Origin of the sequence: Ralstonia sp. 24A2, assembly GCF_051783885.1 — a bacterium.
Lineage (GTDB): Bacteria > Pseudomonadota > Gammaproteobacteria > Burkholderiales > Burkholderiaceae > Ralstonia.
Map to the genome: position 1 here is coordinate 798,030 of NZ_JBPVZD010000003.1, position 15,707 is coordinate 813,736.

Sequence of the window (15,707 nt, forward strand, 5' to 3'; positions counted from 1 at the left end):
AAGCGCAACCCCTACCATCCCCCGCCGACCGCCGGAATCGGACGTGGCCCCCCTACGCGGGGCCAACGGCAGTTGCACCGCCGACACCACCGGCGTCAATGTGTACACCGCGGCTTGAGACCGTCAAAAAAACACCCATCAACTGTCATTGCGCAGGCCATCCGCGCGTGGCCACATCCGTCCACCGAAAGCGCTTTTCACATTGCGAAATTTGCCCCGAATTTCCGCGACCTCTCGTTTTCGCCCCGCGAAAACACGTTCCGCATTGCGGAAAAAATCACGTAACCCATTGAAAAATAACAACAAACAAAGTCTTATGTCTTATATAAGACCTTGTTGCGACGCATCAAGGCGGCACTACAATTTGGTCATGCGGTTCGCTTCGAGATTCAACAGACGGGGCGACACACCAACCAGTTACTCAAACACGCTTTGCCCTTAGGAGAGACACATGGCCCAGTACCAAGACGACATCAAGGCAGTTGCCGGTTTGAAGGAAACCCACGGCAGCGCATGGAACGCGATCAACCCCGAGTACGCTGCCCGCATGCGCGCGCAGAACAAGTTCAAGACGGGTCTGGACATCGCCAAGTACACCGCCAAGATCATGCGCGCCGACATGGCCGCCTACGATGCGGATCCGGCCAAGTACACGCAGTCGCTGGGTTGCTGGCACGGTTTCATCGGCCAGCAGAAGATGATCTCCATCAAGAAGCACTTCAACAGCACCGAGCGCCGCTATCTGTATCTGTCGGGCTGGATGGTCGCTGCGCTGCGCTCGGAGTTCGGCCCGCTGCCGGACCAGTCGATGCACGAAAAGACGTCGGTCAGCGCGCTGATCCGCGAGCTGTACACCTTCCTGCGCCAGGCTGATGCCCGTGAACTGGGCGGCCTGTTCCGCGATCTGGACGCTGCCAAGGACGCTGCCGCCAAGGCCGCCATCCAGGCAAAGATCGACAACCACGTCACCCACGTCGTGCCCATCATTGCCGACATCGACGCTGGTTTCGGCAACGCTGAAGCAACCTACCTGCTGGCCAAGCAGTTCATCGAAGCCGGTGCATGCTGCATCCAGATCGAAAACCAGGTGTCCGACGAGAAGCAGTGCGGCCACCAGGATGGCAAGGTCACCGTGCCGCATGAGGACTTCCTGGCCAAGATCCGCGCGATCCGCTACGCGTTCCTGGAGCTGGGTGTGGACGACGGCATCATCGTCGCGCGTACCGACTCGCTGGGCGCCGGCCTGACCAAGCAGATCGCCGTGACCAACGAGCCGGGCGATCTGGGCGACCAGTACAACGCGTTCCTGGATTGCGAAGAGCTGTCGGCTGATCAACTGGGCAACGGTGACGTGGTCATCAAGCGCGACGGCAAGCTGCTGCGCCCCAAACGCCTGCCGAGCAACCTGTTCCAGTTCCGCGCCGGCACGGGCGAAGCACGCTGCGTGCTGGATTGCATCACCTCGCTGCAGAACGGCGCCGACCTGCTGTGGATCGAAACCGAAAAACCGCACATCGCGCAGATCGGCGGCATGGTGAGTGAGATCCGCAAGGTCATCCCGAACGCCAAGCTGGTGTACAACAACAGCCCGTCGTTCAACTGGACGCTGAACTTCCGTCAGCAGGTGTATGACGCAATGAAGGAAGCCGGCAAGGATGTGTCGGCCTACGAGCGCGCCGCGCTGATGAGCACGGAATACGACGACACCGAACTGGCAAAGCAGGCCGACGAGAAGATCCGCACGTTCCAGGCCGACGCATCGCGTCAAGCCGGCATCTTCCACCACCTGATCACGCTGCCGACGTACCACACCGCCGCGCTGTCGACCGACAACCTGGCCAAGGAATACTTCGGCGAGCAGGGCATGCTGGGCTACGTGGCTGGCGTGCAGCGCAAGGAAATCCGTCAAGGCATCGCCTGCGTGAAGCACCAGAACATGTCGGGCTCGGACATCGGCGACGACCACAAGGAATACTTCAGCGGCGAAGCAGCGCTGAAGGCAGCAGGTAAGGACAACACCATGAATCAGTTCCACTGATCCTGGTATTGCCCCAAGCAAGACGCCAACCCTAGGGTTGGCGTTTTTTTGTCTGGCGAAGGGGCCTTGGTTGCGTCCATCTCGCACTAGACTGAGCTATCCGAACACGCTCCTATCCATCATGCAATGCACGGGCAGAAGGCTGGCTTTGATTGGCATGCTCCTGTTTGCAGGCGCCGCATCGGCTCAGGCATCACGGGCACACAAGCCCATTGAATCAGCGCATCGGGCAGGGCCAAACGGCCTTGAAAGTTGGACAGAGAGCGATCCGTTTGCGGACGGTCAGAGTTACCCCACGACCCTCGTGATCGCCCAGGGAAGGCATGTTATCCGCCGAATCAAAGGGGATCCATTTGTGTGGCGATGGATGTTCTGGGAAAACGGAAAGCAGGTTGCCTATCAGACCGGATCGTTGCACTTCAACATGTCGTGCGTACTCGTCGACATCTCAAGTGGCCAACAATTGGCGAATCACGATTGCTATCGCGAACTCGCCGATACTGCCCCAGCATGGGAGAAAGCCCTTCAGAACGTAAAGTAGTACGGCGGGCAGACAGTACGTTGGAACTACCGTCTTGCATCAGACTGGCGACAACAGGCCAAGCTGAGCGCTCAACCCAATGCTGTCGAAGAGCCGAAACGGATCGAAGCGACGTTTAGCTTTCGGAAACTCGGCGAAGCACACCAAACAAAAAGGCCGGTACCCCTCGGCACCGGCCTTTCCTTATGTTGCAGACGCTTCAGCGCATCAATCAGCTTGCCTGACGCACGGCGTGCGTCGCTTCCCCACGCTTGCCGAAGATCAGCTGCACCACCACGGCCACGACAATGTTGAATACCAGTGCCGCGAGGCCCGTGTAGATGGTGTACTTGTCGCCGCCAATCATGAAGGTATGCACCGGCTTGATGCCGTCGGAGAACGCCAGCCAGCTGCCGCTGATCATGCCGGCCGCCCAACCCGCCAGCAGCGCGGGTGCGCGGAAGCGGTTGGACAGGTTGAACAGCCCGAACACCACCGACGGGAAGGTCTGCACGATCCACACGCCGCCCAGCAGTTGCAGGTCCAGCGCAAACTTGGTGGGCAGGAACAGGATGAACACCAGCGCGCCCGCCTTGACGATCAGCGAGACCACCTTGGCCACCTTCTCTTCGCCGGCCGGCGTCAGATCGGGGGTCACGTAGGGCTTCCAGAAGTTGCGCGTGAACAGGTTGGCCGCGCCAATCGACATGACCGCCGCGGGCACCAGCGCACCGATGGCGATGGCCGAGAACGCAAAGCCCGTGAACCAGCTCGGGAACAGCGCGTTGAACAGCGCCGGCACCACGTCGTTGTTGTTGGTGACCTTGATGCCTGCCGCATAGGCCATGAAGCCCAGCAGCGCGATCAGGCCCAGCAGCACGGTGTAAGCCGGCAGGAACACGGCGTTCTTGCGGATGGTGTCTGCACTGCGCGCCGCAAAGATGCCGGTGAGCGTGTGCGGATACATGAACGCCGCCAGCGCCGAGCCAATGGCCAGCGTGGCGAACGGCAGGAACTGTGCAGACTTGAGCGTGAGGCCCGTGGCGCCGCCCTTGAGGGCAAACGCGTCATGCGCCGTGGCAAACACCGCACCGTACCCGCCCAGCTTGGCGGGCACCAGCACCACCGCCACCAGCACCACGATGTAGATCATGATGTCTTTGACGAAGGCGATGAGCGCCGGTGCACGCAGCCCGGCGGAGTACGTGTACAGCGCCAGGATCACGAACGCGGCCGCCAGCGGTAGCTCGCCCGTCAGACCGAGCGCCTTGATCACGACTTCCATGCCGATAAGCTGCAGCGCGATGTAGGGCATCGTCGCCACCACGCCCGTCAGCGCCACGGCAAACTCCAGCGAGCGTGAACCGTAGCGGCCATACACGGCATCAGCCGCCGTGACGTGGCCGTTGGCATGTGCCACCTTCCACAGCTTGGGCATGATCAGGAACACGATCGGGTACACCAGGATCGTGTACGGCAGCGCGAAGAAGCCGTACGCGCCCACCGCATACACGAGTGCGGGCACGGCGATCACGGTGTAGGCGGTGTAGAAATCGCCGCCCACCAGGAACCACGTGATCCAGGTGCCGAAGTTGCGGCCGCCCAGGCCCCATTCATCAATGTGTGCGCCCTTGTCGGACTGCCCACGCTGCCAGCGCGAGGCGATGAAGCCCAGCACCGTGACCAGCGCGAAGAAGAAGACGAAGACTGCGAGCGCAGTCCAGTTGACCTGTCCGTCCATCATTCTTCTCCTTTGCTCTGACCGTTCTTGAAAACGATCCAGATCAGCAATGAGGTGATCGGCACCCACAAGAACTGGTACCAGTAGAAGAACGGAAAGCCGAAGAGCGCAGGCGTTTCCTGGTTATAGAACGGCACCCACAGCAGGCCGATGAATGGCAATGCGAGCAAGAACTTCATGGGTTGTCTCCTGATGCTCGAGGGACTTCGGTTGTTGTTGTGAACCAGTGAGGTGCCACGCATGCCGCGTGACCGGTCGGAATGCTGAGGATGTGCTTTCCATCTTTTCGTTATCCGGCGCACTGTGATCGCGCCTTCCCCGCAATACCATCCGCACCTGTACGCACACACCACACGTAGTACTACGCAGTAAGCGTATGCTTTTCGTGCGAAATAACCAATCACTAAGGTTGGTGCGGGTTTCCTAGGGTTTTCACGAATTCCAGTCTCACCACCAGAGCGATGAATGCGTGAGAAAAATTCGCAAGCCGGCCATCGCACCGCATGGCACCAAGCAAACGGGGAGCCGCCGGCATAGGCCGGGGCTCCCCGTTTGGGTTGTGGCGTTGCAGCAGAGCCCCCCGGCATGACTGGGGGTGTTCATGCTGCGCGTGTTGCGGGCGGCGTCAGCGCACGCGCATCACCAGTTCCAGCGCAGCCGTGCTTCAGTGCCACGGACACTATGAAGCGAGATGGACAGCCGGTAGCGGCGCACGTCTACCCCCGGGGCTTATCACGATTTCGACAATACGCGCGTCGACTTCAAGTATTTTCCCGGTGCCACGACGCTCCGCGATTGCCCCCAGGCTCTCCTCGACGTTCGGCACGACAAGTATTACCGCCTGCCGGGCGGCGGAAATACCCCAGCGTCCAAACGATGGATGCCAAATACAAGCGCTGCATTAGCCGAGGCGTCTCAGCCGGCGCCAGTCCCGCGCTGGGAAAAAGTCAGAGGTCGATGTGAAAGCGTTTTTGATCCGGGCAATGGGGTTGTAGCGATGGAGCGCTGAGTCCGTGACAGCGGCCGGTTCGCTGGCGGCTGACCGGCCAGGAGAGAAGCCCGTTGCACCATCATTTCGCCGACGCCTCACCTGGCATATGCCGGGGGCCGCCTTAAATCCACTGGTCGTTCTCGACAGTACGCTCGCCCGCCGCGCCGTCGCCCGTGTTCACCACACCTCGCGGCTCGATCAGCAGCAGCTTGACTTCGGCGTTTGCACAGGGCTTGTGTTCGACGCCCTTCGGCACCACCGCCATCTGACCTGCACGCAGCACAATAGAACCGTCGCCTGAAGGCCCCGCGCGAAGATCGATGCGCAACTCGCCTTCGAGCACGATGAACGTTTCGTCGGTATCGGCATGGCGGTGCCACTGAAACTCGCCTTCGACTTTCACAACCTTGAACTGATAGTCGTTCATTTCCGCGACGACACGCGGTTGCCAGTGACCGTCGATCAGAGCGATCTTGCCGGTCAAGTCGATGGTCTGGCATTGGCCGCGCTCGGACGGCACGGCGGTGTGGTTCAGGGATTGGGACATCGTTCTCTCCGTTCAAGGGTTGGAACCTTGACGATACGCATGCTGGTTGCGGCCGTATTGAACGATCGTGGGTGTTCTCAGCAGCGCTTGACGCCGCCCGCGATCTGAAGCCAGCGCCCCGGCGTCAGCCCGAATGTCCTCGCGAAATGTCGCGTCATGTGGCTCTGATCGGCAAAGCCCGCGGCCGCAGCGGCGTGAGCGAGCGAGGTGCCACCGAGCAGCATGCGGCGCACCGTATCGAGGCGCCGCATCGTCAGATAGCGATATGGGCTCGTGCCGTAGAACGAGCGAAAGTCGTGCGACAGGCTCCAGCGATCGCGGCCCGTCACCATTTCGAGTTCGTCGAGCGTGACGACGCGCGCGCAGTTCGTGTGGAGATAGTCGCGTGCGCGCCGCGCCGCAAGGAAGTCGCCTTTCGAGCGTCGTGCGGGCATGCCGGCAACGGCAACAAGCGCGTGCGCCAGATCGGCGAGTGCATCGCTCTGTTCGAGCGGCTCGAGCGTAGAGCCGACGTGCTGCAGCAACGTCGCGGTTGCCGCAGCAAGGCGCGGATCGGTCGTCACGCCGCCTTCGAGGAACGGCAGCGCGCGTCCGCCGAGCACGTCCTGAAAGAGCGCGGGTTCAACGTAGATCATCCGGTACCGGAACCCTTCGTCGGTGCCCGCCTGGCCATCGTGAGCCTCGTCGGGGTGCAACACGATTGTGTTGCCGGGCAGGCTGTTTCGCCAGTTGCGCCGATAGCTGAAACTCTGGACACCGGCGAGCGTGCGACCAATCGCATAGGTGTCATGGCGGTGCATGGCATACGCCTTGCCGTGAAACCACGCCTCAATCCGCTCGACGCCTTCTATCGGCTCGGCGCGCCGCACCCAGTCGGGGCATGAGCGCGGTGCTTGTCGGTTCATGATGGTTTGCCTTGGATGGCCGGAGGTGTCGCGTTGAGGCACAGGCGCTCAGTCGCAGTCGGTCCGCGACTGCGGCCGCGAATTGTCGCACGGGACAGTCCACGTGCGATTTGATACTACGGTCGCCGCGTCGGCTTGAGGCGTGGCCGTCCGTCTAGCGCCGCCGTCTGCATCAGGCCCGGCTCGTCAAGCGTCAGCGCGCCTTTGCCATCGATACGCAATGTTTTGCCGTACCGCTCGAGCGCCGACTAAACCATGTGCCCATGCCTCATCGTGCTGCCCTGGAATCACTTTACATGCAGGTCATTCAGGAGCCGTCACGCGCCGTCAAGCTTGCGGATTGGGCAACGGATGTCAGCGTCCAGGAACGCTTCGGTCGGACCTTTGGTGTTCCACCGAGCAACTATCTTCGTCGTTGAAGGATGGCCTTAAAGACGCGCTTACGATCCCGGACGTTGAACCGAAACGAAAAACTCGGACGGTGGAAGCCCGAAGTGCTTTTTGAAGGCGACGGCATAGGCGCTATGACTTTCATACCCGCTGCTTAACGCGACCTGCGTAATGGGCGCACCTTCGAGAAGAAGTGTCATGGAGGACATCAGTCGCATCTGCTGGCGCCACCGTCCAAATGTCAGTCCCGTGCTTTTCTGAAAGCGACGATGGAATGTCTTGGTGCTCATGGCCAGCGTCGCAGCCCAATCGTCTGCCATGGCGGGATGGGCGGGATCGCTAACCAGCACGTCGCACACCCGCCGAATTTGCGCATCGGACGGCCATGGCAGATGAAATGGCAGGGGGCGCTGTAGGCCCAATTCCTCGATGAACAATTCTCCCAGAAGCTTTTCGCGTTTTGAATGCGTGGATTTGAGATCCAGGGACGTCAATGCGCCGATCAGCTCCCGCAACAAGGTGGAGACATGGAGAACGCTGTCCTCCGTCGGCAGGTGCTTCGCTGAATCTTTGTGGATCAAGATGCCATGGACCTCTACAGGCACCGGTATGACCAGTCGATGGGGTATGCCAGGCCGCAACCAGACTGCAGCCGTGGGGGGGACCAGCCAGCGTCCCGTGGCAGCCTCGATCAACAGGACACCTTCGGAGGCATAAAGCAGGTGCCCCCGGTGGTGTGAATGCTCAGGCACGACATGGCCCGCCGGGTATCGGGCTACCGCTCCTGTAACGGGCAAATCGGAAGACTCGTGATCGTAGAGGTCCAGTGCCTTGACACCTTCTGACGGCGAAGCAAATCCCATTTCGACCTGAATGTCCATTTTGATAAAGAATATGTCCATTGTTCTGTAGATGGACATCATGGTCAAGCCTATATTCCCGTCAGGAAATCATGTTTTTACGACAAGCTCATGTGGGTTTTCCTGTTTCTTTCGCGACTGCTACTACGTCTGACATCCGGTCGGGGTCTGGACGCATCCATCTGCGTCATGACCCATCCTGATTCCCCCTGACCCCGACCTCGACCAGCTTCCTCCAAGCAGGGGAATCAGGCGTTCTTGATTCCCTATTCGAGGTTTTTATGTTGGCAAATCCTTCCTCTAAGTATCGTGCGTTTCCTGTCATCGACATGCCGGATCGGCAGTGGCCATCACGCACATTGACCCAGGCCCCCATCTGGCTTTCGACCGATCTGCGGGACGGTAATCAGGCTCTGTTCGAGCCAATGAATCGCGAGCGCAAGTTACGCCTGTTCAACGAACTGGCACGTATCGGTTTCAAGGAAATCGAGGTGGGCTTCCCCGCTGCGTCCAGAACCGACTTCGAGGTCGTCCGCCATCTGATCGACGCTAGTCTCATACCGGATGACGTGACCCCGATGGTCATGACGCAATTGCGCGAAGACCTGATCGAGGAAACCGTACGCAGTGTTCAGGGCGCGCGCCGGGTGATTGTGCATTTCTACAATGCCATCGCTCCGGCCTGGCGCGAAATCGTCTTCGGCATGAGCGTGCCGCAGATCATCGGGATGGTTGAGCACCATATCGCGTTGTTCCGAAAGCTGATCGCGCAATATCCGCAAACGGAATGGGTGCTCCAGTATTCTCCGGAGACCTTCTGCATGGCGGAATTGGATGTGTCGCTCGCCGTGTGCAATGCCGCCATCCGGGCATGGGATGCCGGACCGCAACGGCCGATGATCGTCAATCTCCCCACGACGGTCGAAGTTTCCACGCCCAATGTCTTTGCAGACCAGATCGAATGGATGCATCGCCGGTTGGAGCGGCGTGAGCATATCGTGCTGTCTGTGCATCCGCATAACGACCGTGGGACGGGTATCGCATGCGCCGAGCAAGCGATGCTGGCGGGCGCGCAGCGGGTCGAGGGCTGCCTGTTCGGCAATGGCGAGCGCAGCGGTAACCTGGATGTCGTGACGCTGGCACTGAACCTGTACACGCAGGGCATCGCACCGGGACTGGATTTTTCCGACATTGCCGCGGTCGCGCGCATTGCCGAGGAATGCACCGCCTTGCCTATTCATCCGCGTCATCCCTACGTCGGCGATCTGGTGTTTACCGCTTTTTCCGGTTCGCATCAGGATGCCATTGCCAAAGGTTTTGCCGCGCAGGACCCCAACGGGATCTGGCGTGTTCCTTATCTGCCGCTTGATCCGCACGACCTGGGACGCACCTACGACAGCATCGTGCGTGTCAACAGCCAGTCGGGCAAAGGCGGCATTGCGTTTCTCCTGCAACGCGATTACGGCGTGGTGATACCGCGCCGCATGCAGATCGAATTCAGCGCCATCATTCAGGAACTGGCCGATGCCAGCGAAACCGAGCTGACCAGCGAGCAGATCTGGGCCGTCTTCGAAAAAACTTATCTGGTCCACGGCGATGACAAAGCAGGTCATGCCTATCGACATCATCGTCTGTTCGATACGCCGGAGGGCCAGGGCATTGAACTGGAACTGACGTCACCGGAGGGGACTGTGCTTACGCGCCAAGGCGTCGGCAATGGCCCCATCGCGGCAACGGTCGCTGCCCTTGGCCTGCCATTGCGGATCGACAGCTACGAGGAGCGCAGCCTCAGCACGGGTGCGGATGCTTTGGCAGTGGCGATCGTAGAAGCGGTATGGCCTGGTGTGCCGGGTTCGCGCTTCGGCGTGGGAAAGCATCCGAACATCATTACCGCGTCGGTGCTTGCGGTACTGAGCGCTACCGCGAGATTTTCCAAAGCGGTGGAAGCCGGGGTGCATTCTTGATCGAGTGATCCCTTTAGCATGCAGACTGGCGTTACCCACATGCAGCATGGCCGGCACAGTACTCGGCCGTGCTGCGGTTCACAGGAAGCAGCGTATGCCGAAGAGAAGGAAGTGACCTGTATGAGGGTTATCGAATGGAAGTCCCTTCCATTCGATAAACGCCCGTCAGGTCATCGTACTGCGCCAAGTACTGTCACCCAAAAAACTGTACTCAAACTGCTGCCACCAAACTGGCGGGAAGCCATGTTTGATCGCGCATCCCAACTAGATTGGCGCCAATCGCGACCGCAACTGCTGCCTGCACTTGCCCTACTGTGCGTGGTCGGCTGATCGCCGGTTTCAGTCGAACGTGATCACTTTGGCAATGGCGCCGAAATCGGTGAACTCGCACGCGCTGTTTTCGATGCCCGTTGCCATTGCCGTGGATGGAACAGGCAATCTCTACGTGGCAGAGCACGGAGCAGGTCCCGACATCCGCAAGATATCGCCTCCCACGCCGCAGCGGTCCCCACCTGACCATGAGGTATCGGAACGATTCCAGTTTCCTTGACCGGTGCGCCGGGTGAGGTGTTCGCTATTTTTCTAGGAGTTTTTGCGAGTGAAGACTAGGGTTCTGTGGTGCTCCCCCGAGCGGGTAGCGGGAAAGCGCTTGCCATGTTCGCTGCGCGACAGTGATTTTCAAATTCAACACATTGATGATCCGCTAGAAGTGGCCGCAGCGATTAGGGATGCCTTGCCGGATTTGCTGATTGTTGAATGGGCGGAACCGGAGCACGAAACGGTCGGAATGCTTCGAACCCTGCGGCACCAGGCAGGCATGCGGTACTTGCCAATCATCGTATTGTCTCGCTACGCAGGAGACCACTCCGAGGGTGCCGCACTGGATGCGGGTGCGAACGATTGCATTGTCAAACCGTATGCCGTAGAGGAATTGCTTGCGCGCGTCCAGCAATTACTGAGTCACGAAGACTCGGTGCAGACCAGTGTGCTGCGGTCAGTCAATGGGCTACGGTTGAATCTACTCACCCATACCGTAACCGCCCAAACAAGGCGCGGAACCCACACGGTCGAGCTGAGTTCGCTGGAGTTTCAGCTGCTGCATTTCCTGGTCACGAATCCAGGACGAGTCCACTCAAGGGCGCAGCTGCTGCGAAACGTGTGGGGCGGAACCGCGTTTGCTAGCGAGCGGACAGTGGACGTCTATATCCACAAGCTGCGCAAGGCGCTGGTGGACACAGAGTGTGATGGCCTAATTCAGGCTGTTCATGGTGAGGGATATCGCTTGATCGTGCAGCCCACCAAACCTGCTTCGAGAGATTAGTTGAGTGCATCTATTGATTGGGGCACCCCGCACATCCGTGGATTCGCCCCCGTATCTCCGGACACCGCCTCACACTTGAGTTGATGATTCCGTCCTGCGCCTGAACTCACGCGACGAGCGATATTTCAGTGCGCTTTGGGGATGCTGCTCGTAGTTGTGCTCGAACGCGATGGCTAGGTTGCGCGCAGCCGTCGCTGCATTCTTCGCAAATCATTTGCCGCCTCTCGCAAACCCTTACCAACAAAGGACTAATCCCAAACGATTGCACTCAACTAAGTACCCGCCTACTTAGAGTGATCCCTCCAAAAACCACTCTGTTTTAAGATTCTTTTCAATCTCAATAAAAAATTCTTGTAATGTCACTTCACCGATTTGCTTTTTATCCCACTTAGCCCGGCATTCCCCTCGCCGGGTATTTTTTTTGCGGGCTTCAATTGACCGTACCTGCGACCGTCCGTCGCGACAATGCGGAGCCTCGTGTCAGTAGGAATGTCCGCAGATGCGCGGCGTAGTCCGCACTCACGGCATCGCGCACGGAAGGTCGAGCCGCCAGTGCGCTGCGCCATGCACCGACTTTCGGCAGGTCATCCAACACGCCAAACGCATCAATCGTGTCGAACACGTCGAAGTAGCGGAACACCGGCCCGAACACGGCATCGACCATGCAGAAGCGCGCGCCGCCAAAGTACGGGCCTTCCGGCAGATCGGCCAGCGCGGCCTCCAGTTGGATGAAGCGCCGGCGCAGGTCTTGGGCACGCGCAGCAAGCACTGCGTCATCTGGCGCGGTGTAGAACGCGGCAATGCCATTCAGCACCGCCGAGCCAAACTCCATCCATGCGCGATGCTGCGCGCGGGCCAGCGGCGCGTCCGGGTGCAGGCGTGGTGCCTCGGTCTCGTCTAGGTATTCGCAAATGACGGCCGATTCGAAGATGGGGACATCGCCCGCCAGCAGCACCGGCGTCTTGCCCAGCGGAGAGACGCGCAGGAACCAATCCGGCTTGTTCGCGAGATCGATGTCGCGGCGCGTGAACGGCACGCCCTTCTCGCGCAGGACGATGGCGGCGCGCTGCACGTAAGGGCACAGCGGATGGCTGACGAGGGTGAGTTGCAATGGCATGGGTGGCTCCAGAGTGCGGATGTCCACTCGACTGTAGAGCCACGCCCGCGCCGCGAGAATGCGCGACACTGCAAAGCCTGCATGCGCCAGCGCAATGCTCAGCGGCGCGCGGCACCGTGCAACCAGGCCACGGCGGCGCAAACAAGCTGCACCATGCCCCCACCCAGCATCGCCATGCGCAGGCCCTGTACACCACCACCGCACACGGCGTACACCGCACCCAGAATCGCCACACCCAGCGTCGCGCCACTCATGCGCGCAACGTTGACGAGCGCGGAGGCCGTGCCTGAACGCTCCGGCCCCACCGCACCCACGGCAGTGTTCATCAACGGCCCGGTGGCAAAGCCCATGCCGAGCCCGGTGAGCGCCAGCCCGATGGCCGTCGGCACGATGGACGCCTCGTCGGCAAACTCGCCCAGCGTCAGCAAACCCAGCGCGATGATGCCCACGCCACCGGCCATCGCCAGCCGCGCGCCAACGCGACGCGCCACCACACCCGAGGTGGGCGAGACCGCCATGAACACCACCGCCATCGGCATCAGTGCGATGCCTGCGCCGGTCACGCTCAAGCGCCCTGTGCTTTGCCACATCAGCGGCAGCAGGAAAAGCGCGCCGTACATGCCGAAGGTCATGCCCGCAGTGGCGACCACGGCGCCCCGGAAATCACGGATGCGAAAGAGATCCAGCGGCACCAGCGCGGCACTGCCATGACGCGCTTCAACATGGATGAACCACACCAGCGCACCGAGGGCCGCCGCCAGCACGCTCACAGCCAGACGCCAGTCCCGATGCGCCTCAATGGCGGCAAACGCCAGGCCGCCCAACACAATGGCACCCAGCACCTGCGCCAACGCATCAAAACGGCGTTGCGTGGCATCCGACGATTCCGGCACCACACGCACGGCCAGCACCATGGCTGCCACGCTCACCGGCACCACCACCCAGAACACCGAGCTCCAGCCAAAATGCGTAACGAGCAAGCCGCCCACCGTGGGGCCAATCGTCATGGCCAGGCCGTTGCACGCCGCCCAGACACCCAGTGCGTGCCCACGCTCAACCGGGTCACGCCACACCACCCGCAGAATTGCCAATGACGCCGGCAGCATCAGCGATGCCCCCAGCCCGGCCAACGCCCGCGCACCGATCAACCAACCAATCGACGGCGCCAGTGCGCACAGCACGGAAGCCACCGAGAACACCACCGCCCCCGATACGAACGCACGCCGCCGTCCATACAGATCGGCCAGCAAGCCACCGGTGAGCAGCAGCGTGGCGTAGGCGAGGTTGTAGGCGTCGATCACCCACTGCAGCGGGCCGACGCCCGCATGAAAGAACTGGCCGATCGGGCGCACGGCCAGGTTGACCACGGCGGTGTCGATCTGCGCGACCAGCACGGCCATCGACAACACGCACAGCACCAGCCGTTTGCGCTGCACGGCGTTCGGGTGCACGTGCTGCAGCGTCATGCCATCCATCTTCGGGCTCCATCCAAGGGAAACGATGGCCCCAGCGTAGTGCCGGCACCCCGCACAACGTTTCGACGCGTGTCGAAGCATCGCGGCACGGGCGTCCCTAAAATGGACGTAACTCGAGGAGTCCGACATGTCGCATCTGAACAGCTTTTCCGGCACGGCCTTCCTGATCGCCGACCCGGCACGTGCCGCCATGCTCACAGCACTGCTCGATGGGCGCGCGCTACCAGCGGGCGAGTTGGCGCATGCCGCAGGCATTACTGCGCAGACGGCCAGCACGCACCTGGCCAAGCTGCTCGACGGCGGCCTGCTGGCCGTTGAAACGGAGGGGCGGCACCGATACTTCCGGCTGGCCGGTGGGCACGTAGCGCAGGCGCTGGAGCACCTTGCCGCCATTACGCCAGCGGCAGCCGTGCGGCGTACGGCACCCAGCCCCAAGACACGCGAACTGGGCTTTTGCCGTTGCTGCTATGACCACCTTGCCGGGCAGGTTGGCGTGGCCGTCACACAAGCGCTGCAGTCACACGGCTATCTGCTGCCGATGCCCGACAAGCAGTACGAGATCAGCGCGGCTGGCATCCTCTGGTTTGGCGACATGGGACTCGACGTGCGCGGCATTCGCCCAACCCGGCGTGGACTGGCACGGCAATGCCTGGATTGGACCGAACGCACGCATCACCTGGCCGGGCCGCTGGGCGTGCAGTTCCTGCATCGGCTGTGTGACGCAGGCTGGATGCTGCGTTCGCGCAACTCGCGCGCGGTGCTGGTCACCCCCAAGGGCTGGCAGGAGCTGCACCAGCGCCTGGGCGTGGATGAAGCGACGGTGCGCAGCCAGGCCGAGCACCGTCATGCGTGACCCCGCAGTTCAGTGGCCCGCGAAGGCCAGCAGTTCCGGCAGGCGCGCCAGCAGCGCATCGCGCGAGCGCAAGCCTCCCGATGTCGGTTCAACCTTGTTGTCCTGGATCAGGTTTGCAAACACGTAGGTCCGACTGTCGTCACCCGTGCCCTTCTTCGCCCAGCCGACAAACCAGCCGTAAGCGTGCGCCTGATCCCACGTGCCATCGGGCGATGTGTTGCCGGGCCCCGGCCCAGCAGTGCCCGTCTTGCCCTGCACGGCCCAGCCACCCGGCACGGGCCAAGTCTGCACCACGCGATCGACCATCTCATACGTATGCGCAGACACCGGCAACTGGCGATTGACGATCTTGCGCATGAAGCTCACCTGCTCCTCCGGCGAGATCTTCAGCGACGAGGTGATCCACGAACGGTCCAGGCCGTTGTTCTTCCCCGGGTCTCCGCTCGCGTCCATGTTGCCGTAGTCGAACTTGCGCAGGTATGCCTGCAACGTCTGCGCGCCCATCGCATGCGTAATGCGCTGCGAATACCAGACCACGGAGTACTTGAGCCACAGCGTGGGGTCGATGGGCTGGTGCCAGGCCTCGCCACCCCAATCTGGGTCGCCAGCCTTCATGTGCTCGATGGGGGCGTGCTCATCTTTCAGGAAACCGTGGTCGTAACCCATGACGGCCAGCGCCAGCTTGAAGGTGGATGCAGGCGTGACACGCTCGGCGCACTGGCCTTCGTGCAGAACGACCTTGCCGGTGGCGGCATCGGCAACGATCGTGCAGATCGTGCGCTCGGCATGGGCAAAGGTGGCAAGCACGGTCAGCAGGGCGCCGGTCGCGGCGTGGCGGAATTTCATCATCAATCAACCTCTTGAAGGGACATGCGGGGGGTACGGAGAACTGCGCGGCAGCGTACCAGCGGGGCAACCATTCCGTAGACCACCCCACGCGTAACAGCTGTAACACTCGCGCTTGGCAGGGTGAAATTCCCTCCGC

At 61.2% G+C, this 15,707-nt stretch carries 12 protein-coding genes and 1 pseudogene; 4 read left to right on the top strand and 9 right to left on the bottom strand.

The window, feature by feature from the left end; genetic code table 11:
* The first annotated feature begins 451 nt into the window (after positions 1 to 451).
* Entirely contained in the window at positions 452 to 2,038 is a 1,587-nt protein-coding gene (locus ACS13N_RS21090; RefSeq protein ID WP_438933559.1) for an isocitrate lyase, read from the top strand.
* A 752-nt stretch (positions 2,039 to 2,790) separates the two neighbouring features.
* Here ACS13N_RS21090 and mctP read toward each other — a convergent pair.
* The 5 genes from mctP to ACS13N_RS21115 all read right to left on the bottom strand — a co-directional run bounded on the left by mctP (position 2,791) and on the right by ACS13N_RS21115 (position 8,055).
* Positions 2,791 to 4,299, bottom strand: coding sequence for a monocarboxylate uptake permease MctP (gene mctP, locus ACS13N_RS21095; RefSeq protein WP_438934462.1), 1,509 nt, complete (start codon positions 4,297 to 4,299; stop codon positions 2,791 to 2,793).
* Entirely contained in the window at positions 4,299 to 4,478 is a 180-nt protein-coding gene (locus ACS13N_RS21100; RefSeq protein ID WP_004632354.1) for a DUF3311 domain-containing protein, read from the bottom strand. The genes mctP and ACS13N_RS21100 overlap by 1 nt, the downstream gene beginning before the upstream one ends.
* Before the next feature lie 933 nt (positions 4,479 to 5,411).
* On the bottom strand, positions 5,412 to 5,837 hold the full coding sequence (locus ACS13N_RS21105) for a cupin domain-containing protein (protein ID WP_438933560.1): 426 nt from the start codon (positions 5,835 to 5,837) through the stop codon (positions 5,412 to 5,414).
* A 77-nt stretch (positions 5,838 to 5,914) separates the two neighbouring features.
* Positions 5,915 to 6,742 carry an AraC family transcriptional regulator gene (locus ACS13N_RS21110; RefSeq protein ID WP_438933561.1) on the bottom strand — a complete coding sequence of 276 codons (828 nt, stop codon included), beginning with the start codon at positions 6,740 to 6,742 and terminating at the stop codon, positions 5,915 to 5,917.
* 440 nt (positions 6,743 to 7,182) lie between these two features.
* Positions 7,183 to 8,055, bottom strand: coding sequence for an AraC family transcriptional regulator (locus ACS13N_RS21115; protein WP_438933562.1), 873 nt, complete (start codon positions 8,053 to 8,055; stop codon positions 7,183 to 7,185).
* A 218-nt stretch (positions 8,056 to 8,273) separates the two neighbouring features.
* Between ACS13N_RS21115 and ACS13N_RS21120 the strand changes: the two genes are divergently transcribed.
* Together ACS13N_RS21120 and ACS13N_RS21125 are read left to right on the top strand one after the other, a co-directional pair.
* Entirely contained in the window at positions 8,274 to 9,956 is a 1,683-nt protein-coding gene (locus ACS13N_RS21120; RefSeq protein WP_438933563.1) for a 2-isopropylmalate synthase, read from the top strand.
* Positions 9,957 to 10,605: 649 nt separating this feature from the next.
* Positions 10,606 to 11,277, top strand: a complete 672-nt coding sequence (locus ACS13N_RS21125) for a winged helix-turn-helix domain-containing protein (RefSeq protein WP_438933564.1) — start codon at positions 10,606 to 10,608, stop codon at positions 11,275 to 11,277.
* Positions 11,278 to 11,346: 69 nt separating this feature from the next.
* Here the strand turns inward: ACS13N_RS21125 and ACS13N_RS21130 are convergent.
* From ACS13N_RS21130 to ACS13N_RS21140, 3 genes and pseudogenes are all read right to left on the bottom strand, one after another.
* A pseudogene (locus ACS13N_RS21130) lies at positions 11,347 to 11,478 on the bottom strand (IS3 family transposase); the annotation flags it as partial.
* Between the two features lie 229 nt (positions 11,479 to 11,707).
* A complete protein-coding gene (locus ACS13N_RS21135; protein ID WP_438933565.1) occupies positions 11,708 to 12,394 on the bottom strand; it encodes a glutathione S-transferase family protein in 687 nt (228 codons plus the stop codon).
* 98 nt (positions 12,395 to 12,492) lie between these two features.
* Complete coding sequence (locus ACS13N_RS21140) at positions 12,493 to 13,869, bottom strand: MFS transporter (RefSeq protein WP_438933566.1); 1,377 nt, start codon at positions 13,867 to 13,869, stop codon at positions 12,493 to 12,495.
* Between the two features lie 127 nt (positions 13,870 to 13,996).
* Between ACS13N_RS21140 and ACS13N_RS21145 the strand changes: the two genes are divergently transcribed.
* Positions 13,997 to 14,722 carry an ArsR/SmtB family transcription factor gene (locus tag ACS13N_RS21145; protein WP_438933567.1) on the top strand — a complete coding sequence of 242 codons (726 nt, stop codon included), beginning with the start codon at positions 13,997 to 13,999 and terminating at the stop codon, positions 14,720 to 14,722.
* Between the two features lie 9 nt (positions 14,723 to 14,731).
* On the opposite strand, the gene blaOXA is transcribed toward ACS13N_RS21145, so the two are convergent.
* Positions 14,732 to 15,571 (bottom strand): OXA-22 family class D beta-lactamase, encoded by an 840-nt coding sequence (gene blaOXA / locus ACS13N_RS21150; RefSeq protein WP_438933568.1) that lies wholly within the window; start codon positions 15,569 to 15,571, stop codon positions 14,732 to 14,734.
* Positions 15,572 to 15,707 lie beyond the last annotated feature (136 nt).